Below are 20,514 nucleotides of genomic sequence, written 5' to 3' on the forward strand. Positions count from 1 at the left end.
GGACGTCAGCTCTCGGAAAACGTAAATCTGCAACCAGCCCAGCGTGGGTCGTTTCGCTAAGCCAATAGCGAACTAGTGAAAGCACAGGACGATACCGACTGGATATCACCGTCGCAGCTCGAATTTCATTGAACGAACCTCCAAGGTTCGCCGGAGTTTAGGTCACATGAGCGTCTGCCCATTAAGCCTCGCACTGCAGCCGCAACTCGTCGTTGTTGATCAGGAACCATCGTTCCCCGCGATGGATCTCATTGTACGATTAATCTGATTTTCTGGTCATACCATTTTCAACGAGCTCACGAAGCTCAGGCGGATAGAACTGGGCAGCGATCGATCCATCGTCGATCAGGATATTTTCGGAATTGCCAAGCTGTACATAGCGGATCGCCTCCGACCGGGCGATCACGGCTTGCGCACGGCTGATGACCTTCGCGAGGGTCTCCCCCCGATGGTCGGCTATTTGGCTCAGCAACCATTCGAACCATTCGCTATTGCCGGTATTGATATGAAGGTTCACTTCCGTCTGAAGGGCCGCCCGTGGCGTGGTTTCGTCGACGATAGATCCGACGAGCGCGTCGAGAATCTCTGATGCGAGGGTCATTTGCTGCATCCCCGCGATGATCTCGGTCCAATTGAGTGCTCTTTTGCGCGCGGAAAGTGCGGCCGGAATGAAATCAGCGAGACGGTAGATGAGCCGCGCGATAAAGGACGCCGACGCGCGCCCATCGACCGGCAAAAGGGTCGCCAGGACCGTCAGGGCACCCGCTGCGAGCAATCCGTTGCCGACGGTCGCATGCGATGTCGTATCGACCCCATGGGTATCGCAGGCGCTCAAAATGACCACAGGCGGGATGCGCGCTTCACCGCGCAGCTGCCACACGTCGACATCCTCCTTGCCAATCCGCAAGGTTGCGACGCCGGTCTCGGAGTTGCCATTGCCATGCCCATCGAAAATGAGGATCGACGCGTCCGATGCGTTTAGCGCGTCGATAAGCTCCGAGCGTGATGACACCGTTTCGAAGCGAAGTTCGATCTTGCTTTCAAGACCTTGCGTTACCGCGCCAATCGAACCGATCAAGAGATTGCGTAATGGATCATCGGGCTCGAAGGACGACACAACGAGTACGCGATTGATGTCTTCGGGCCTAAGCGTGATGGGCTCGCTAGTTGCAAGCTGGCCGAGCAATACATTTCCCGGCGTCGCGCATATCCTTGAGCATTGATAACGTAGCATGAGAGGTAGGTGGCGGACGGGGAGCCATTCCACCGGGGCATCGCTTACAATCTTTAGCGCTCCACCGATTTCCTCGATGAGATCGATTCGCTCGGAGCCGACCGCCTCCAGAAGCTCTGATTGTACCCCCGCGAAGAGCCTGGGGGTCTTAATCCGTGCTGCGGGGCTGGTAGCCCGAACGTTACGAGCAAAATTGCCGAGCCGCTGATATACGTGGTTGACGCCGGGCGAAAGGCGCATGACCGAAGAAGTAGTCTGTGCAGCCCTGAGCCCCACGGCGGCGGTAAACACCGCCAAGTCCTTTCTTCGCACTGCGAAAACCCGCTGAGCCTCTGGCGAATCGATAATAGCTTGGCCGAGCTTTTCTTCGACTTCGTTGTGGAGCCTTTTCTGCCGTTGAAGAATGCGAAGCGCACTGAAGGCAGCGCCGCTCGAATTGGAGGAAGGGCGTACCCTGGCATAGGCATGACGGTAAAGAGCAGGCTCAACCAGAAATAGAGGAGGATGGAGGAGTGACATGCGATGAAAATCGCGAACGCCAATTCGTTCGCGTAGCGCCTCGACCTCGCGAACACTTTCCCCGATTACCCGGGTGTACTCGGCCTCGCTGGAGCCTATGAAAGGTTCCGGCTCACTGGGTTTAAGCTGGGCACGGGCAAGCACCATGTGATTGGGGAGGGTGATATTGTGAGCCCAGGCCTTCATCGCAATCGTTTCCGGTGCAGGCTCTTTCCAATCCGGCAAGGCCGCGGTGACGGCATCGCGGCGCGCCGAGGACAACTCGTCGCCGCGCTCCTCCATGATGGTTTCGCAATAGGCCTTGAGGACTTTCAGATCGAATTTGCCAACCGCAATCGAGCCCCCGCCACCGTCAGACGATACGTGCAGTATAGACTTGCCGAATGTCGCCGCCCAACATGCCACTCTGCTGGTAATCGTCGCCTCTCCTGAGAAAACCACAACAAACAGCCCAAGATCAGCCTGCGTCAATCGCTCCAGCGGGGAGATGCTCAACGGCGACCATAGGAGGTGGCGCATACCGCCCATCCGCTGCGCTATCACACCTTCGAGAGGATGAGACGGCTCGAGGACATCGGCCGGCAGTGATGCGAGCAGGTCAAGCGCCCAAATCATCTCCGGCCAACTCTCGCCGAAGCCTTGGAAGGGCGAAGCGTCTTCAAGGGTATCGTCCCCGAGAACGACGAGATAATTGATGCGCAAAGGATCGGGGAACACAAATCAACCTATTAGAGATTAAGAACCGACGGAACTATGAAACCACCTCAGTATCGATCGCGACAAGCTCCTGACGGCCGAGCGAGTACCGACTAGCAGGTTCAGTGAGATAAAAAATTGCGTTTTAGCTGATTGGCGAAACCGTACTAGCTTTAGTTGGCCGGAAGCACGTGAGACCTACCGGGCTGGCGCTTGCAATAGTCTTAGGATGCGCAACGGCGGCTTTCCCCGGCGCCGAACATTAAAGCATACTGACCGCTTCCGGCCCAGTACCTAACTCCACCTTTCCAATTCGACCTTGCTTCGATCAGGTCTGCCAAAATGAGGCCGGAAACAGCGAAACTGCTTAAAGCATCAATCCAAGGGCCCTTTGGTCTTCCAAATAATCGGCCCACCATTGCATCATTTTACGCCGAGGTAACAGGTACTCAGCGGAATTGTAGGCTCCTCTAATCGCGTTAGCTTCCGCATGTGCAAGCTGCAATTCAATCCAGTCGGATGCGAACTTCCTTCGGCCTTCGCCATCAACTTGCTCGTTCAGGACTGTTGAGGCAAGTCCGCGGAAACCATGGACTGTTGCCTTCCCCTTGTAACCAAGATCATAAAGGCACAACAGCATGCAATTTTCGCTTATTGGCTTTCGCGCCTGATATTTCTGCGGAAACTGCCAGGGGCTATTTGCGCGGCGCGCATTCGTCTCAATTTCGTCAAGTAATGCGATAGCCTGCATCGGAAGTGGCACAATGTGTTCGCGCCCCATCTTCATGCGATCAGCTGGAATACGCCAATTCACTTGACCGTCAGATTTCCGTTCGATCTCATCGGGCTTAAAATAGCGGGACTCTCCAGTGCGAACCATGGTCAGAATGGTCCACCGCAACGCAAGTTTCGTAACCACGTCGTGATCGCTCTCTTCCAGCCGACCATAGAACTCAGGTAGCTGAGCTTTAGGAAGCCTTGCTCTGTGCTGCACGGGCGGCTTGGCCTTCATGCTGCCACGGGTGTCAGGAACGGGGTTCAGGCTAGCCCTGCCCGTTGCAATCGCATGCCGCATAACTGCAGACACGTGGTTGATCGCCTTTCGGCCAATCTCAAGAGCATCTCGCTTTTCAAACCTACCAATGAGATCGAGTATATCTGCGTGGGTGATTTCTGACACTGGAAGGCTGCCGAACAAAGGAAAGGCGTCGTTCTCAAAACGAGCCATTATCCACGCGGCATGTTTGGGGCTCCATCGAGCCTTCTTCTTTTCATGCCATTCACGTGCGACTACCTCGAAGGTCTCCCCGGCAGATCTTGCGATTCTTTGGGTTGCCCTTCGTTTCGCCAACGCGGGATCTGTTCCCGCTCGGACCAAGGCCTTCATTTCTTCTCGCCAAGCTCGTGCTTCAACGAGACTCATTTCGGGATAACGTCGACCAGTGATCGTCTTCTGCTTCCCCGCAAATCGGTAGGAGAGCTTAAACGTTTTTGTACCAGCCGGACTCACCTCAAGATGCAGTCCTCCCGCATCTGACAACTTCCGGCGCCTCGGCCCTGGCTTGACTGATTTTATGGCGAGCTCGGTTAAAGGCATGGTCCGTCCTGTTGGGTAAGTTGCCTAAACCAACAATTACCCAACAAATTTGTCAAGCAGCCCTGAGACTGCTTGAGACCTCCTGGGACACCTAATCTCCCGCGAAAGCTGCGCTTTCGCACAGCTTTGAGACGACATGGGACTGCGTGGGATAAAGTGTTGGTGCCCAGAAGAGGACTCGAACCTCCACATCCTTGCGAATACTAGCACCTGAAGCTAGCGCGTCTACCAATTCCGCCATCTGGGCACACGATCGTCCGGTCGTCAGAGACCGCACGTTGGTGAGTGCGCGCCACTAGCGATCCGCCAGCCTATTTGTCAATCGGATTGCTTTGCAGCCGAAGAGATTCTTTCAGGATTATCCGCTTTGTTGTCGCATCACCTTCATCCTGAAGAACCGTCGAAGGCTGCCTGAATGCCTGTATTCAAGCCTGCCATCCCTCATCATCATGTACAGGATTAGGCAACTGCTCCCAAGAAGGCGCATACAGAGGCTGCCTGATCAGTTTGTCGAGGTCCTGCCTGCGTCATCGGACAGAATCGTGCCCGGCGGCGACACCTGATGTTCCCGAAATAGGTACCGCGCATCGGTCTTGCTCGGCATGATCGCGAGCTTATCTGAAACAAGAGTTCGTTCTTGCGTGATCGCGCAGTCCCGCCTGAAAACCAACATACATCTTGCACAGACTGCAGTTTTTGCACACGGCTAGCGAGTATGAACGAGATCGTCCCCGCGTTGGCCATGATGTCTTCATTTCTGGCGGTGCTGCTTGGCGTCTTTTTGATCATCGTCCCCTCGCAGATCCGTTTGCCCAATGTTTTGTTAGGCCTATTCCTGTTAACGACCGCTCTTGATATCAGCGGCTGGTTTATGGATGCCTGGTGGGTTGCCCATCCTGAATTGGCTTCATTGCGCGGCGCCATCGCATGGCTCCAAATGCCCTTCTTTACAGGCTTCATCTGGTTCAATTGCTTTGATCGGGAGAAGCTGCGCCTTTCCGACTTGATCCACGGATTACCAGTCATCCCAAGTCTGATCGCAGCCGCATGGGATGCCGATTTGATTGGCAGTTTTGACTATGTCCGGCTGCTGTTCGAGGCTCAATATGCGGCCTATATTGCGCTTGCGATTTACGCGTTGTGGCGGGTCAAAACAGTCATGCGGCAGCGATTTTCAGGCACTTCGGCGAGTTGGCGCTGGTTAGCCGTCATGGTCGCAGCCTCGCTTGTTGCACACAGCCTGTTCTTGATCCGCACTGTTGTTGCCCCCAATTTTACAAGCCTTGATCTAAGCCAGCTTCAACTTGTCGCGGTTATTCTGATTTTGGCGATTACGCTGTTGATCGCATTTCAGGCCTTGCTCAAACCGCAGGTCTTCCGCGCACCTGACAGACTGCTCGTGTCTGCATCCAAAGCGGTCAATCAAAGCGGAGCCGAAAAGCCTGATCCTTTGGAAGCATTCATGCAGAGCGAACGCCCCTATCTCGATCCGGATCTCTCGCTTGCCCGTCTTGCCAGGCGAAACGGGACCGCCGCGAAGGAAATCTCGGCAACGATCAACCAGCGGTACGGTCTGCATTTTTTCGACTTTATCAATCGGTATCGGATAGACCACGCCAAAAGGTTGCTGATCGAAACAGATCAGCCAGTGACTGAAATCTGGCTGGCGTCGGGTTTTAACACGAAATCATCATTCAACACTGCATTCCGCAAACACACAGGCGTCACGCCTTCGGCATATCGCAAGGAAAACGGCAAAAAATAGGTTCGACTTCGCGTAGTCGGACGCGGCACCAGAATATGTCGCCTATGCCTTGGGTGTCTTTTCCCTTTCAGCGAGTGTCATTTCATGCGCCGACTTTCATCCATTTTTGCATTCCTTGCCATCGCCATTTGCGCTGCCTTCCCGGTTGCGGCGACGCCTCCCTATTGGGCCGAAGTGGATGCGCTGGTCGATAATCATCAGCCAGCCGGCGAACCGGGTATTTCCCTTGCGATTTCTGTTGATGGAGAGCCGGTCTATCATCGCTGGTCCGGGCAGGCTGACCTTGAACGCGGTGTCGCAATCGGCAAGGATACGCGGTTCTTCATCGGGTCCACTTCAAAACAGTTCACGGCGTTTGCGGTCATGCTGCTGGTAGATGAAGGACGCATCACGCTCGATCAGGATATCCGCACCATCATCCCCGAGCTCGAAGCGCGCGATGTGCCGGTGACGATCCGGCATCTGCTCAACCACACCAGCGGCCTGCGCGAGATCGGCACGCTCTTTCTGCTTGCTGGCCAAACCGAAAAAACGCCGACCAATGCCGATCAGGCGCTGGATATGATCTATCGTCAGCGCGGCGGAAACTTCCAAGCTGGCGAGCGGCAGGAATACAGCAATACCGGGTATGAATTGCTTGCAGAAATCGTCGCCCGTGTCTCAGGCGAGCCTTTCCCCCAATTCATGCAAACCCGCATTTTCGCCCCGCTCGGCATGGATCGTACGTTTGTCCGCGCCGATCCCAATCGCCTTATTCCAAATGCGGCAATCAGTTACGAACCAAACGGCGAAGGCTTTGCGCACGCGCATATCTTGGCTGCCAGTTTCGGTTCCACGGGCATAGTCTCAGATCCGGTTGATCTGCTGCGCTGGGGCCACGCGCTGAACATGGGTCAATTTGGCGGCACGGCCATATCAGCATTGATGGACCGGCGATCAACTCTGCCAGATGGCAGCCGCCTGATCGGAACAAACGGTCAGGAATATCGCAGCTGGCGCGGGCTGGACACGTGGTCCCATGGTGGCAGCACAGGAGGATTTCGGACCTTCCTGCTTCGTATCCCGGAAGCGCGCACCGTTATTGCCGTGGCAGGAAATCGCAGCGACTTTTTGAAAGCTGCCTTTGCCTTTGATGTTGCTGAAAAAGTGCTGGTCGACCGGCTGGATCCTGAACCATCGAGCGACTTCATACCCGCAACTCACGAGCAATTGGACAGTTATGCGGGCGATTACCGATTGTTCGCTGGCGTCGTGTTTTCGCTGCGCCGCGACGGCGATGCCTTGATGTTCTCGACCTTTGGGCAAGAAGGTGCGTTCGCTCTGCCGCAAATCGGCGACGCAGAATTCATGTTGAATCCCGCGCGCGATCTGCGCCTAGTCTTCAAAGATTTTAAGGCAGGTCAGGCGTCCCGGATGCGGTGGACGGTCAGCGCCGATGGTTACATACCCGCGCCGCGTGTTGAAATGGAGCCTGTCCCGCAAGGCCCAATCGATACAGGCGCCCTGGCCGGCACATATTACAGCGACACATTACAACAGGCTTTGACGATCTATGAGCTGGACGGAAAACTGTGGGCGCGGACCGGCGATGCGCTGCGGACCTCGCTAGAGCGTTATCAGCCCGATACTTTCCGCCCAGCGGGGGAATTTGCGATACAGCGTATCCGGTTTGAGCGCGCGCCGGACGGGCCAGTCGAAACAGCTCTGATCTCCACTTCGCTGGCGGATAATATCGTATATCGCAAGCTGGACCATCCATAGCCTCGCCCGTTCTTGAATTTTGACTGAGCATGCTATGGACGGTGCAATTCCCAAACGATCCAACAGGACACCGCCTTTATGAAAACCCGCGCCGCAGTCGCTTTTGAAGCCAAGAAACCGCTAGAGATTGTGGAACTGGATTTGGAGGGACCCAAAGCAGGTGAGGTGTTGGTCGAGATTATGGCGACCGGCATTTGTCACACCGATGCCTACACTCTGGATGGTCTCGATAGCGAAGGCCTGTTCCCCAGCGTGCTTGGCCACGAAGGCGCAGGTATCGTGCGCGAAGTGGGTGCAGGCGTTACCAGTGTGGTGCCGGGCGATCATGTCATCCCGCTTTACACGCCTGAATGCCGCCAGTGCAAAATGTGCCTTAGTGGCAAAACCAATCTGTGCAGCGCGATCCGCGCGACGCAGGGCAAGGGCCTGATGCCCGATGGTACGTCACGCTTCAGCTACAAGGGTGAGACGATCTACCATTATATGGGCTGTTCGACATTCTCGAACTTCACCGTCTTGCCCGAAATTGCCGTCGCCAAAATCCGCACCGATGCGCCGTTCGAAAGCGCCTGCTATGTCGGCTGCGGCGTTACGACCGGCGTGGGCGCCGTGGTCAACACAGCCAAGGTTCAGCCGGGCGATAATGTCGTCATTTTTGGGCTCGGCGGGATTGGTCTGAATGTTATTCAAGGCGCCAAGATGGCCGGTGCAGACCGGATCGTTGGCGTGGACATCAACAATTCCAAACGCGAATGGGGCGAGAAATTCGGGATGACCGATTTCGTCAATCCAAAAGAGACATCCGATGTGGTCGCGCATCTGGTTGAAATGCTGGATGGCGGCGCGGATTACAGCTTCGATTGCACCGGCAATACCGATGTCATGCGACAGGCGCTGGAATGCTGCCACAAGGGCTGGGGCACTTCGATCATCATCGGCGTCGCCGAAGCGGGCAAGGAAATTGCAACGCGTCCGTTCCAGCTGGTGACGGGCCGGAATTGGCGCGGAACCGCTTTTGGCGGGGCCAAAGGCCGCACCGATGTTCCCAAGATTGTCGATTGGTACATGAACGGCAAAATCGCCATCGACCCGATGATCACCCACACGCTTACGCTGGAAGAGATAAACAAGGGCTTCGACCTGATGCATTCAGGCGAAAGCATCCGCAGCGTGGTGGTTTTTTGATGCCGCCAAAGCCCGCACCTTCGAAAATCAATCTGGAGGAAAAGTTCGCGCTCTTCACGGACCAATGGGCTCCGCGCCTTGCTGCGCATTATAACGGCAACGAGGTTCGACTGGCCAAGGTTGAAGGCGAATTTCAATGGCATCGCCACGCGGAAACGGATGAACTGTTTTTGGTGATCGATGGCGAGCTCGACATGGAATTTCGCGATCGGACAGAGCATATGAGGCAAGGTGATATGATCGTAGTTCCGCGCGGAACCGAACATCGCCCGTGCGCACGCGCGGGCGAAGTCAAGCTGCTGGTGATGGATGCAGACGGCACACCCAATACCGGCGATGCCACCACAGCGTTCAAGCCGGTCGAGGTTTAGGCGTGACAATAGAAACACTGACCGAGACACGCAGCCATGGCGGCACGCAAGGGGTATACTCACACGCTTCGACAGAAACCGGCACGGATATGACATTTGCCGCGTTCGTGCCTGATCATGAACCCGGCGAAACACTGCCCGTTCTGTGGTATCTTTCCGGCCTCACCTGCACCCACGCCAATGTCATGGAGAAAGGCGAATACCGCGCGGCATGTGCAAAGCACGGGATCGCGTTTATTGCCCCGGACACATCACCTAGGGGGGACGATGTCCCGGATGCGCCGGACGAGTATGATTTCGGCAAAGGCGCAGGCTTCTATGTCGATGCCGTGTGTCACCCATGGTCAAAGCATTACCGGATGCGCAGTTATATCGAAAGCGAACTGCCAGCCGTGATCGCGAAGGAATTCCCGATCAATATGCAGCGCCAGTCGATAACCGGCCATTCGATGGGCGGGCACGGCGCGCTTACGATCGGATTGCGCAATGCAGGCCGATACCGTTCAATCAGCGCATTCAGCCCGATCGTTGCACCGTCTCATGTGCCCTGGGGTCAAAAAGCGTTTGCACGGTACCTCGGCGATGACCGACAGGTTTGGCGTGAATATGATGCCATCGCCTTGATTGAAGACGGCGCACGCCACGATAACATCCTGATTGATCAGGGCACTTCTGACAATTTTCTTGAAGAGCAATTGCAAACTTACCGGCTGTCATCGGCATGTAAGGAAACCGGAATTCCCGCCGTCATCAGGATGCAGGATGGCTATGACCATTCCTATTTCTTTATCTCGACCTTCATGGCTGATCACATCGAATGGCATGCGCGAAAATTGCATGACAAGGATTAACACCTTGCGCAAAAACCCGGATCAGCTGGACACAACCATCCGCCGTATCTGAGCCCGCAATTCCTCGCGATACGCAGCCTGAATGCCGTCAAATTCTTCACTGCCATAAAACCGTTTGAGAACATAACCCGAGGCTGAGAAAAACTCGATCGAGGAAATAATCGCATAAACCGCGGCGATCTTTTGTGCAAAAGGCAGCGCAGCCTTCCCTTCGATATCGTCATATTTGGCGATAATCGCGTCCAGAAAGGTTTTAAGATACCATTCTTCGGGCGCTGCATCTTTGCGTTGATTATCCAGAATTTCCCGCATGATAACCTTGGTTTCGAGCGGGCTGTCATAAGCGGTCTGCAAAAAACCAAGGATCAGTTGCTCGAATTGATCTTCGGGGGATGCACCCGGTTCTGTGCTGGATCTGACCACGCTTAACAGATGATCGGAAATAGACTTGAGAACTTCTGCGTACAGATCCTCTTTGCGTTTGAAGTGATACAGCAAGGCTTGTTTGGAAAGGTCCAAACGGCCTGCGATCTGGGCAATGCTGGCTCCGTGAAATCCACGCGCGGCAAATTCTTCAATCGCGACCGAGATCAACTTTTCACGGGTTGCCTCCGGCGCGTTATTGCTCATGGTTTGATTGCGCAAAAGCGCCCTTCAAAAAAGCCAAGCGCAGAGGAGTTTTCAGAGCTGTGCCCCATCGCCTGAACCTCGCCCAGGATCATGGTATGATCGCCTGCGGGATATGTTTCCCAGCGGCTGCATTCAAAATGGGCCAGTGCGCCTTTGATCACCGGTAATCCGCCGTCTGTATGATCAAAATCGGCAGCATTCAGTGCGCTGTCGCCGCGCGCGGCATATCGCCGTGCCAGCATCTGTTGATCCTCGCCCAAAATGCTGAACGTGAATTTCTCGGCCGCGAGGTATTCCGCATACTGGCTCGCTCCGTTCTGGAGGCTCCAACACAGAAGCATCGGATCAAGCGAGACAGAAACGAGCGAGTTGATCGTCATTGCTGAAATTGCTCCGCCGCCCTGATCTTCGCTGCGATTGAACGCAATGACGCACACGCCGGTGGCGAACAGGCTCATGAGCCTGCGGAACTCGGCCTGGGCGGCCGGGTCTGCCAATGGTGGGTGCGACACAGAAAACTCCGAAATAGGATCGTTACAGCTGTAGAATGAGCAAGTCCCTGCGCGCGTTCCCCCACACCGCTGCAATTGTCAATCGAAGGCGCACAATTGGCCCCGATCCGGGTGAAGTGTGCGCGGAAATTGTCAATCGGCCAAACCTTGTCCGATTTATCGCGTTTTTCGGGCACCGATGCACCCGTTGCACGTTCGGACCTCTAATAGCGGCACTTTATTGCAAGTCAGGGACGAAACATGATTGACCGGGTAGGCGGAGCGCTCAAAGATTTTCTCAAACAGGAAAGCGCCGGGGGCATAGTCCTCATTGTGGCCGCTGCTCTGGCTCTGATCATCGCCAACACGCCTTTGGCCACCGGATATTTCGGCACGCTCGAGACCAAATTGAACCTGTCTTACGGCGCGTTTGAGATCAACAAACCTTTGTTATTGTGGATCAATGACGGGCTGATGGCGATCTTCTTTTTTCTGATCGGACTCGAAGTAAAACGCGAAATTCTTGAAGGACAATTATCGAGCTGGGACAAAGCATCTCTGCCGTTGATCGCCGCCATCGGCGGAATGGCAATCCCGGCGCTGATATTTGTCGGGTTCAACTGGGACTCGCCGGAGACAGTTAGTGGCTGGGCCATCCCGGCCGCCACAGATATTGCATTCGCACTCGGCATTCTTTCGCTCCTCGGCCCGCGCGTACCGGTCGCTCTCAAAGCGTTGCTTCTCGCTGTTGCTGTAATTGACGATATCGGTGCGATCACGATCATCGCGATCTTTTATTCGGGCGAACTCAAGCTGGATATGTTGATGGGTGCGGCGATCACCTTTGCAGTGCTTGCAGCAATCGGACGCGCAAAATTCGGTTCGCGCATCCCTTATGTCTTGCTGACCGTGCTGATGTGGGTCTTTGTGCTGAAATCAGGTGTCCATGCCACTCTTGCCGGGGTCGCCGCAGCTTTCTGTGTGCCGATGGTTTCCCGCAAGGGTGAACGCCTGCTGGAAGACATGGAACATGGCCTGCACAGCTGGGTCGCCTTCCTCATCATCCCGATTTTCGGCTTTGCCAATGCCGGCGTTTCCCTGGTCGGAATTTCGCCTGCAGACCTGCTCGCGCCGCTGCCGCTTGGCATTGCGCTGGGGCTGCTGATTGGCAAGCAGATCGGAATTTTCGGATTTGCATATGTCGGCGTCAAAATGGGCTTTGCCAAGCTGCCTGAAAATGTCGGATGGAAGCAGATCCATGCGCTTTCATTGCTGGCTGCTATCGGTTTCACCATGAGCCTGTTTATCGGCAACCTTGCCTTCACCGATCCCGCGCTGGTTGATGCGGTTAAACTCGGCGTATTGTCGGGATCGCTGGTTGCTGCCCTAGCAGGATTTTTCCTGCTTAAAGCAACCCTGCCCAAAGATGCTCAGCAACCGCCCGCGACAGAATGAAGCCGGCGCAGCACACCCTTTCGGTCAACGATATCGAGCTCGTTTATTTTGAATGGAACGGCGAGCCGCACAGCGATGAGCCGCCAATTATCTTTGCCCATGCAACCGGCTTTCATGCGCGCGTCTGGGACACGGTAATCGCCCATTTCCCAGACCGTCATGTCTACTCGATCGACTTGCGCGGACATGGCCGATCAACCGGTGGGCCGATCAAGGACTGGCAGCAGATTTCGAGCGATGTCAGCGTATTTCTAGACGCATTGAATATCAGGGATGCAATCGGCGTGGGCCATTCCATGGGCGCGCATACATTGCTGCAATGCGCCGCCGACAAACCCGACGCCTTCAGCCGGCTCGTGCTGTTTGATCCGGTGATCCTTGCGCCGGAATTCTACGCCGAGGGCACGCCATGGTTCACAGACGACAACCCGCATCCAGCCATCCGGCGCAAGCGGGAATTCGAAAGCGCCGACGCTATGATAGAGCGGTTTGCGTCGCGCGATCCCTATAGTCTTTTTGATGCCCGCGTGTTTGAGGATTATTGCCGCCACGGTCTTTTGCCAAGCACATCAGGCGACGGGTTTGAGCTGGCCTGCCCGCCACAGGTCGAAGCAAGCGTTTACGCCTCCAGCCGTAGCAACACCGGCATCCATGACGCGGCCAGATCGGTGAAAATTCCCACGGTGGTCATTCGGGCAAAGCCGACTGCCACGATGGATTTCAAAGGATCACCCACATGGCCAGAGCTGGCCGCGACCATGCCCGCAGGCAAAGACATGCCGCGGTACGATCGCACCCATTTTCACCCGTTCGAAGACCCTGATGATGCCGCGCAGATCATCGCCGAGGCCATGGCCTGATCGAAGCGCTGGTTTAACCCTGCTGCACCGCTAACAAGACATCCCGGAAATCATCGCGGGCCTGACACAATTGGCTGTGTTCGGGCCGAGCCAGATTGCGTGCAATCAACGCTGCAAGCCCACCGTAAAACTGGACCAGCTGCTGTTGCATCGGATTGTCTGGAGCCACAGAACGCGCCAGCCACAGCGCGATGCAATGCGCCCGCCCGATCGCATCCCGCGGGGCCGCATCTGGCGCGCGCTCCATCGCCAACGCCGCCTGTCCCAAAGCGCTCACCACCTCTTCGAGGCATATTCGCGTCAGATCGCCATTTGTTGACGCCTCTATCCGAGCATCAAGATCGATGCGTCGGTAAACCGCATTGGGATTGGAAGATAGCAGCTGCATAATTATTCACCCGCGCTCTAATTTTGGCCGTTCCAGATTTCGATCTGTTGCTGCAAGAAACCCAAAGTCGATTGTGACGCCGAGATCTGGCGTTCCGCCGCCACGAGATTGCGCGTCAGCCGTTCGCGCAGGTTTTCTTGCTGCTGCGCAATGCGTTCAAGCCGTTCATCGTTGCGTTCGATTTGATCTTCATAGCGCCCAACCGAACCACCCAAAGATCCGGGATCGCTGATGATCGTATTCTGGCGGGCCAGATCATCCATTGTCGCGAACACTCCGAATGGTCCGGTGGTGAACATCGCGGCGGCACCTTCCGGGCTTTCGGCAAGAGTTTCATTCAACCGTTCGGTATCCAGCCGGAAAGTCCCATCCCGATTAAGCGAAAGACCAAGATCGGCAAGCGTGCGAGGTTCACCCGCGGCAGCGGACGGCATTACCGTATCGCTGGTCAAACGAGCCAGATCGCGCTTCAATTCGCGCGCGCCCGCATCATTGCCCAACGGCCCGCCTTGCGCGGCGGCCACTTCATTCAGCTGTCCCGTCAGATCATTCAAAGCCGCGACAAAATCGTTCATCACAGTGGTGATCGCATTGGAGTCGTTGGAAAACGTGATGTTGGTGGGCGCGCCGATATTGGTCCCGGTCAATTCCAGCGCAAGACCTTCCGGCAATCCGGAAACACTGTTGCTGGCACTGCGCATCGTGACCGTATCAAGCGCAAAGACGGCGTCCTGCGATGCCTGCCGCAGCTCGCCACTATCGGCCGCCGGGCTCCAGCCAAGATAGGTAAGATCTCCGGGCGCTGAGGTTGGTGATGTGGCGGCGCTTTGAGGTTCCAGTACGAAACCGTTATTCGCGCCTTCGCGCCCTTTGATGACCAATTGCGCGCCGTTCACCCCTTCGGCGACATAAGCGCTCAGGTCGCCTCCGCTTTCGCTTGAGATTTTCGCCGCAAGAGATTGCAGCGTGTCTGAGGCGCTAACGGTGATATTCAACGCGTCCCTTGATGTGTCCTCGGTAAAACCGGATCCATTGACTGCGCCGAAACGGATCGCAAGACTGCCTTCGCCGACCAGGTCTTCGCCGCTGGAATAGCTTTGCAGGACAAGCGATTGGCTCTGCGCGAGCTGGCTGACTTCGAGAGAATAGGAACCACGAGGGCTGATGCCGGCAACGGTCGAAACAGATGCGACCGAAGCGTTGCCAATCTGTGATTTGGGTGCAAGATCCCCGTTGCGAACCCTGTCGCCCAACGCCGATGCCAGCTGGCTTAAAGAATTGCGGAGCAAAGAAGCAGCCGAAATGCGCGCTTCAAGCGCCGAATTGCGCGCAGCCAGATCATTGCGTTGAAATGAATAAGTCGCGTCAGAGATTTCCTGCGCCAGCTCGATGAAATTCACCCCGCTGCCTGCGCCCAAAGACGATATGATAGATGCGCCAACATTTTCCATACCGATTAGAACGGCGCGTCCAATGCAGGTTTAAGAGCCAGCAGCACAGCGCATTTTGGACTTAGGCCTCCGGTTTGCCTTCGGCGTCAAACCGCAAATCACTGGGTACATCAATCGCTGGCATATCGGGCCGTTCTCCGCGCTTCAAAGACAATACGAACGCCACCAATGATGCAATCGCGACATACAATTCCTCGCGCACCATCTGATTGGTCCGGGTGGTGAAATACACAGAGCGCGCCAACGCCGGATACCGCAGCACCGGCAAGCCATCTTCTGCGGCGATATCACGCATCGCCAGCGCCGTTTCACCGCGCCCCTTCGCCAGCACGATGGGAGCAGGCGCAATCGCCGGATCATAGGAAAGCGCAACGGAAAAGTGCATCGGATTGACGATCACGAATTGCGCATCCTTCATCGCCGCACTCACCCCGCCGCGCGCAAGATCACGCTGGCGCTGACGGCGGGCCATTTTCATTTCCGGCGAACCCTCGCTTTGCTTGTTCTCGTCTCGCATGTCCTTGTGGCTCATTTTAAGCCGTTTGGACCGCTGAAACCGCTGCAGCGGGTAATCAATCACGGCAATGATGCACAAACCGATCACCAACAGCGCGACCAATCCCAGGCCTGCATCCCAAGCATAAGCCAGCTGCCCGCTCAGAGTGCCCCGGCCCAGCCCCATGACAATCGGGATGTTAGACGCCGCCCACCACCAGGCAATTGCACCCAGCAGCAAAAGTTTGAGAATACCTTTGCCCAGTTCGATCAATCCCTGCGTTCCGAAAATCCGTTTCAGCCCAGCAAGCGGGTTGATCCGGGACCCTTTGAACTTGAGCTGATCGGGCACAAACCGCCCTTCGCCAAGCAGCAACTGGGACGCGACCGTCATTCCAATCACCGCCAGACCGATCGCGAAAATCGGCGGCAACAAAGCTTCTGCGGCGGAACTGAACATGGCCTGCGGGGCAAGGTTTTGAAGCTGGCCATGATCGAACCTAAAACTGGCCAAGGCAACCTGTGTCACGCTTTCGAACAACCACGGGCCGATGATCATCAACATCAGCGTACCGGTTGCCATGGCCGCCGCCGTCCCGACCTCTTTCGAGCGCAGAACATCGCCCTTTTTCGCAGCATCCGATTTGCGCTTTTCTGTCGGCTCAAAGGTTTTTTCGCCGCTGCTCTCTTCACTCATTCAGCCGCCCCCCGATATTGCGATCAGAGCGGCAGATCGATCCAGAGCCACTTCGAGCAGGCCGGCGAATTGTTCGATAACGATAGGCATGACGATGATCAGCGCGGCAATCCCCGCAAGCACCCCTGCTGGCAGGCCAAGAGCAAACAGGTTCAAAGCGGGCGCGGAGCGGGAGATCACTCCGGTCACGATCTGAACGAGCAGCAGAACAAGCACGACCGGCAACGCGATCACAGCCGCTGTGGCAAAGCCATATCCCATGAACAAAACCACATCACGGGCCTCGACATCCCCCACCGCAAACGATCCGGCAGGCAAAATTCGATAGCTTTCGATCAACAATTCAAACCATAGCAAATGCCCGCCAATCGCATAGAACAGCAAAGTCAGGATAAGCCCGAAATAAGTGCCAAGGGCACCCGATTGTGCGCCGCTATTGGGATCTATCGAGGTTGCAATCGCAAGACCCATCGTGCCTGCGATCTGCTCCGCTGCGATCAAAGGAATGGCAAAGGCGATCTGAAGCAAAAAGCCGAGCGCCGTACCGATAATGATTTCCTGCACGATCGCTAATATCGCCGCAAAACTCATCATTTCCGGCATTTCAGGTAGCGGGATCCAGATCGCGATAAACACGGCGAATGCCAGCGCGAGCAAAGCGCGCAATTGAAACGGAACGGACATGCCGCCGACCATGGGCGCGGCGATCAAGGCCGCTCCGCAGCGGATCGACAGAAACAGGATTTGCCACAATTGCTCGTCGATCGAACCGAAGCCAAAATCGAGGACGTTCATCGCCGCCTCAGGCCGAAATCAAAGCGATTTGTGCAAAAATTTCGCGCAGAAAATCGCCGAGCAGCGCCATCATCGTCCCGCCGAGAACCACGAAAACCAATGCGACAATCGCCAGTTTTGGCACAAAGGTCAGCGTTTGCTCGTTCACAGACGTCGCCGCCTGAATGATCCCTACGATCAGACCGATGACCAATGCTGCGATCAACACCGGTCCGGCAATCAGCGCGGTAACCCATAAGGTCTGATCAGCCAGCGATAGAAGCTGTGCGTCTTGTTGCATCTGCCCTGCCCCTCACCCGAAACTCATGGCGAGACTGCCCATCAGCAGCGCCCATCCATCCACCAGCACAAACAGCAACAGTTTAAACGGCAGCGACACAATGGTCGGCGAAAGCATCATCATACCCAGGCTCATCAGCACACTGGCGACCACAAGATCGATAACCAGAAACGGCAGAAACAGCATGAAACCAATCTGGAACGCCGTTTCCAGCTCGCTCGTCACAAAAGCTGGCAGCAGGATCGAGAATGGGACATTTGCAGGGTCCGAAAACGCACCTGCCCCGGCAATATCGGCAAACATGATCAAATTCGCCTCACGCGTCTGGCGCAGCATAAAACTGTGAAACGCCTCCCCAGCGCTGGCAATGGCCGCATCCGCGCTCATGCCGCCAGCTGCATAGGGTTCAATCGCAAGGCTGTTTACCGCGTCCAGCGTGGGCGCCATCACAAACAACGACAGGAACAGAGAAAGCCCAACCAGCACCTGAGTGGGGGGCGAACCTTGCAGGCCGATAGCTTGGCGCAGGATGGAAAGCACCACGAGGATCCGCAGGAAACTTGTCATCATCAAAACAAGCGCGGGCAGGATGGTGAGGAGGCTCATCACCACCAGCAATTGCAGGGAGACGCTAAGCGGGGCGTCTTCGCCGCCGCTCTCGCTGCCCAGGGCGCGCTCTATCGCGCTGCCGATCCCCGCAGGCTCAACCACCGGCGTGGATGCCAATGCCGCGTCGGGGATTAACATCATGCCAAGCAGGACCGGCGCGATCCCGGCAGTGAGGGTGAAGGCGCAGCGCATTAATCCTGCCCCCGCACATCATCCGGTAAAGCAGCAGGCAAATCGGCTTCACCCAGCCGCACCAGCCCCTGGCGCGAGCATCCGATCAGGATTTCCCGGCCATGGAACCGCACAACGGCCAGTTTAAGTCCCGGCGCGATCAGGCTGGTCTGGACAAGCTGAACCGATTGCGCCTGCCCGTCGGCCGAATTCAACCGGTTTTGGAGATATTTGGTAAGCCTGAGGCTGCCCCAGATGAGCAAGCCCAAGATCGGCAGTAACAGTGTAAGCCGCAGCAGATATTCAACCATCATGGCTGTAACACCGGAGGTTCAGCATCGGGCCTTTGCACGGTGTTTTGCGCCCCGGAGGATTGCGGCGCAGAGCTTGCATCCTCCCCGGCGAGGTTAACGATCCGCAAGGCAAACCGGCCATCCTGCGCAATCACCTCACCGCGCGCGATCACGCGGCCATTGGCCGTCACATCAAGCAATTCATCCGTCAGACGGTCGAGAGTAACGACACTGCCTTCGCCGAGAGACAGCACCTGTTTCAGCGGCATGTCAGCACGGCCCAGTTCGACAGAAAGACGGACAGTAACATCACCAAAGCGGTGAAGCGCAGATGGAATAGCAGTCATGTGATCTGCCCCTGTTCTGGATGCGGCGCTGAAACGCCGGATGGAAATCGGGTTATGCGAAGCGCCATGCGATCCTCCTGAGTGCCGAGGTTGCCCAATGCGATCGTTTCAGTTCCAAGACGCAGCGGAATATCGCGCGCAACGCAGAGCGGGATCTGATCGCCGGGTGCGAGGCTTTCGAGCCGACCTAGCGAGAGCTCAAATTCGGCCAGGACCGCTTCCAGCCCGAGCGGAATTTCAGCAAAAGGCGACAGCTGCGAAGCATGATCGGGCGATATCGGCTTGCGGTCACATTGGATTTTGGCTGCGCCAGAAAGCAAAGCGTCAAGCCGCTCGGATGGCATCGCCAGAACGGCATCCCAATGCGCATCGGAACCTGCCGACATATGCAGGACAAAAACGGCGCAACTGGCCTCTAGACCAAAAGGCTTCAGCCGGGCTGCGCTCTCGCTGCGGATGATGACATCACCATCGGCTTCGCTGTCTTCGGCTGAGACTATGCCCCCTGAACTGGCGCTTGCAATGGCCTTTGCGATGCGGGTGGCAACCTGATCCATCAGGAGCGCCGCCGAACGCGGCAACTGGTCCGGCACGTCCTGTGATAGTTTGCCAGAGCCGCCGAATGATCGATCTGTCAGCGCAATCGCAGTCTTGAGATCGAGCGATAACAGCACAGTGCGATCATCCGCACCGCAGCGCAGCAGGCTATTCGCGGCAAGCGGACCGATGCGTGCAAAAACTTCCGCCCCTTGAACAATTTCCGGTTCTGCAAGGACAATGCCCGGTCGTTCTCCGGCAAACAGGCCCTCCAGATCCTGTGACAGCGCGCGGCAGAATTCGCGGCGCCATAGGGAAAGCGCTTCGGCGCGCTCTTCAGGACGGGGGCCGCGCATCACAAGCTCGTCGCAATGGCGCGCAACCGGCCTCGCATCGGCGAAAGCTGTGTCGGGGTTAAGCTCCATACTCATTGTACCAGAAACCCCTTGAAATGAACGGCTTCGATTCCGCCGAACCCTTCGTTCTCTTCCAAAACCGCGTTGATTGCGGCGGTAAGACGTTTCGAGAGATCCTCTTTACCTTCGACCGAATAGACATCGGCTTCAGGTGTCGCAGCCAGCTGTGCGAGAATGGCGGAACGGATCGCCAATTCATGGTTGCCAACCCATTGCAGCACGCGCCCATCGTGGCGGGTGGAAACAGCCAGCTCGACTTGGATCAACCCGGGCGAATCCGACAGGTTCGACGTAAAACTGTCTTCGAAACCGTAATAGGCCGTGCGAAACTCGCTGCCGCCATCGCCATAAATGACCGGGCCGGAATCTTTAGTATCGCCCGGCGGCGAATAGGGATCACTTTCGCCCTTGCGGACCAATTCCGGGACATCGGGGCCGCTATCGGCCTCGGCCCCGATCAAGCCGGCGGCAAAGGCCCCATAGGCTCCGCCTGCCCCGACACCGAGCATGACCAAAGCGATAATGATGATCTTCATCTTGCCGCCTTTGGATTTGTCCGGCGTTTCTGGTTCGTCTTTTTTAGCCATCGAAACTCAGCTCCTTGATCGGATACCTCGCAA

The 20,514-nt window shown here is 56.3% G+C and carries 21 protein-coding genes and 1 tRNA gene; 7 read left to right on the forward strand and 15 right to left on the reverse strand.

Annotation, left to right across the window (positions count from 1 at the left end):
- Nucleotides 1-259: 259 nt before the first annotated feature.
- The 3 genes from FGU71_RS03690 to FGU71_RS03700 all read right to left on the reverse strand — a co-directional run bounded on the left by FGU71_RS03690 (nt 260) and on the right by FGU71_RS03700 (nt 4,293).
- On the reverse strand, nt 260-2,470 hold the full coding sequence (locus tag FGU71_RS03690) for a CHAT domain-containing protein (protein ID WP_142787304.1): 2,211 nt from the start codon (nt 2,468-2,470) through the stop codon (nt 260-262).
- A gap of 346 nt (nt 2,471-2,816) precedes the next feature.
- On the reverse strand, nt 2,817-4,046 hold the full coding sequence (locus FGU71_RS03695) for a tyrosine-type recombinase/integrase (RefSeq protein WP_142787305.1): 1,230 nt from the start codon (nt 4,044-4,046) through the stop codon (nt 2,817-2,819).
- A 160-nt stretch (nt 4,047-4,206) separates the two neighbouring features.
- A tRNA-Leu gene (locus FGU71_RS03700) sits at nt 4,207-4,293 on the reverse strand.
- 468 nt (nt 4,294-4,761) lie between these two features.
- Between FGU71_RS03700 and FGU71_RS03705 the strand changes: the two genes are divergently transcribed.
- The 5 genes from FGU71_RS03705 to fghA all read left to right on the forward strand — a co-directional run bounded on the left by FGU71_RS03705 (nt 4,762) and on the right by fghA (nt 9,979).
- Nucleotides 4,762-5,811, forward strand: coding sequence for a helix-turn-helix domain-containing protein (locus tag FGU71_RS03705; protein WP_142787306.1), 1,050 nt, complete (start codon nt 4,762-4,764; stop codon nt 5,809-5,811).
- Between the two features lie 84 nt (nt 5,812-5,895).
- A complete protein-coding gene (locus tag FGU71_RS03710; protein ID WP_142787307.1) occupies nt 5,896-7,572 on the forward strand; it encodes a serine hydrolase domain-containing protein in 1,677 nt (558 codons plus the stop codon).
- A gap of 78 nt (nt 7,573-7,650) precedes the next feature.
- Nucleotides 7,651-8,757: an S-(hydroxymethyl)glutathione dehydrogenase/class III alcohol dehydrogenase gene (locus tag FGU71_RS03715; RefSeq protein WP_142787308.1), complete on the forward strand. Its 1,107-nt coding sequence runs from the start codon at nt 7,651-7,653 to the stop codon at nt 8,755-8,757.
- Nucleotides 8,757-9,128: a cupin domain-containing protein gene (locus tag FGU71_RS03720; protein ID WP_142787309.1), complete on the forward strand. Its 372-nt coding sequence runs from the start codon at nt 8,757-8,759 to the stop codon at nt 9,126-9,128. Before FGU71_RS03715 ends, FGU71_RS03720 begins: the two co-directional genes overlap by 1 nt.
- Before the next feature lie 2 nt (nt 9,129-9,130).
- Nucleotides 9,131-9,979 (forward strand): S-formylglutathione hydrolase, encoded by an 849-nt coding sequence (gene fghA, locus FGU71_RS03725; RefSeq protein ID WP_142787310.1) that lies wholly within the window; start codon nt 9,131-9,133, stop codon nt 9,977-9,979.
- A 21-nt stretch (nt 9,980-10,000) separates the two neighbouring features.
- On the opposite strand, the gene FGU71_RS03730 is transcribed toward fghA, so the two are convergent.
- Both FGU71_RS03730 and FGU71_RS03735 read right to left on the reverse strand, forming a co-directional pair.
- Nucleotides 10,001-10,609 carry a TetR/AcrR family transcriptional regulator gene (locus tag FGU71_RS03730; protein WP_142787311.1) on the reverse strand — a complete coding sequence of 203 codons (609 nt, stop codon included), beginning with the start codon at nt 10,607-10,609 and terminating at the stop codon, nt 10,001-10,003.
- Complete coding sequence (locus tag FGU71_RS03735; protein WP_142787312.1) at nt 10,606-11,067, reverse strand: flavin reductase family protein; 462 nt, start codon at nt 11,065-11,067, stop codon at nt 10,606-10,608. Before FGU71_RS03735 ends, FGU71_RS03730 begins: the two co-directional genes overlap by 4 nt.
- Before the next feature lie 294 nt (nt 11,068-11,361).
- Here FGU71_RS03735 and nhaA point away from each other — a divergent pair, with 294 nt between their 5' ends.
- Nucleotides 11,362-12,555 carry a Na+/H+ antiporter NhaA gene (gene nhaA / locus FGU71_RS03740; RefSeq protein WP_142787313.1) on the forward strand — a complete coding sequence of 398 codons (1,194 nt, stop codon included), beginning with the start codon at nt 11,362-11,364 and terminating at the stop codon, nt 12,553-12,555.
- A complete protein-coding gene (locus FGU71_RS03745; RefSeq protein WP_142787314.1) occupies nt 12,552-13,415 on the forward strand; it encodes an alpha/beta fold hydrolase in 864 nt (287 codons plus the stop codon). Before nhaA ends, FGU71_RS03745 begins: the two co-directional genes overlap by 4 nt.
- Before the next feature lie 13 nt (nt 13,416-13,428).
- On the opposite strand, the gene FGU71_RS03750 is transcribed toward FGU71_RS03745, so the two are convergent.
- The 10 genes from FGU71_RS03750 to FGU71_RS03795 form a co-directional block, all read right to left on the reverse strand.
- Entirely contained in the window at nt 13,429-13,803 is a 375-nt protein-coding gene (locus FGU71_RS03750; RefSeq protein ID WP_142787315.1) for a hypothetical protein, read from the reverse strand.
- 17 nt (nt 13,804-13,820) lie between these two features.
- Nucleotides 13,821-15,254, reverse strand: coding sequence for a flagellar filament capping protein FliD (gene fliD, locus FGU71_RS03755; protein ID WP_142787316.1), 1,434 nt, complete (start codon nt 15,252-15,254; stop codon nt 13,821-13,823).
- Between the two features lie 61 nt (nt 15,255-15,315).
- The gene (locus tag FGU71_RS03760) at nt 15,316-16,446 is read right to left on the reverse strand and encodes an EscU/YscU/HrcU family type III secretion system export apparatus switch protein (RefSeq protein WP_142787317.1); all 1,131 of its coding nucleotides are present in this window, start codon (nt 16,444-16,446) and stop codon (nt 15,316-15,318) included.
- Complete coding sequence (locus FGU71_RS03765; RefSeq protein ID WP_142787318.1) at nt 16,447-17,241, reverse strand: flagellar biosynthetic protein FliR; 795 nt, start codon at nt 17,239-17,241, stop codon at nt 16,447-16,449.
- 7 nt (nt 17,242-17,248) lie between these two features.
- Nucleotides 17,249-17,521, reverse strand: coding sequence for a flagellar biosynthetic protein FliQ (locus tag FGU71_RS03770; protein ID WP_142787319.1), 273 nt, complete (start codon nt 17,519-17,521; stop codon nt 17,249-17,251).
- Between the two features lie 12 nt (nt 17,522-17,533).
- A complete protein-coding gene (gene fliP, locus FGU71_RS03775; protein WP_325053160.1) occupies nt 17,534-18,322 on the reverse strand; it encodes a flagellar type III secretion system pore protein FliP in 789 nt (262 codons plus the stop codon).
- Nucleotides 18,322-18,615 carry a flagellar biogenesis protein gene (locus FGU71_RS03780; RefSeq protein ID WP_142787320.1) on the reverse strand — a complete coding sequence of 98 codons (294 nt, stop codon included), beginning with the start codon at nt 18,613-18,615 and terminating at the stop codon, nt 18,322-18,324. Before FGU71_RS03780 ends, fliP begins: the two co-directional genes overlap by 1 nt.
- Nucleotides 18,612-18,941 carry a flagellar motor switch protein FliN gene (gene fliN / locus FGU71_RS03785; protein ID WP_142787321.1) on the reverse strand — a complete coding sequence of 110 codons (330 nt, stop codon included), beginning with the start codon at nt 18,939-18,941 and terminating at the stop codon, nt 18,612-18,614. The genes FGU71_RS03780 and fliN overlap by 4 nt, the downstream gene beginning before the upstream one ends.
- Complete coding sequence (locus tag FGU71_RS03790; protein ID WP_142787322.1) at nt 18,938-19,909, reverse strand: FliM/FliN family flagellar motor switch protein; 972 nt, start codon at nt 19,907-19,909, stop codon at nt 18,938-18,940. The genes fliN and FGU71_RS03790 overlap by 4 nt, the downstream gene beginning before the upstream one ends.
- On the reverse strand, nt 19,906-20,481 hold the full coding sequence (locus FGU71_RS03795; protein ID WP_142787323.1) for a flagellar basal body-associated FliL family protein: 576 nt from the start codon (nt 20,479-20,481) through the stop codon (nt 19,906-19,908). The genes FGU71_RS03790 and FGU71_RS03795 overlap by 4 nt, the downstream gene beginning before the upstream one ends.
- Nucleotides 20,482-20,514 lie beyond the last annotated feature (33 nt).

Origin of the sequence: Erythrobacter insulae (assembly GCF_007004095.1) — a bacterium.
Lineage (GTDB): Bacteria > Pseudomonadota > Alphaproteobacteria > Sphingomonadales > Sphingomonadaceae > Erythrobacter > Erythrobacter insulae.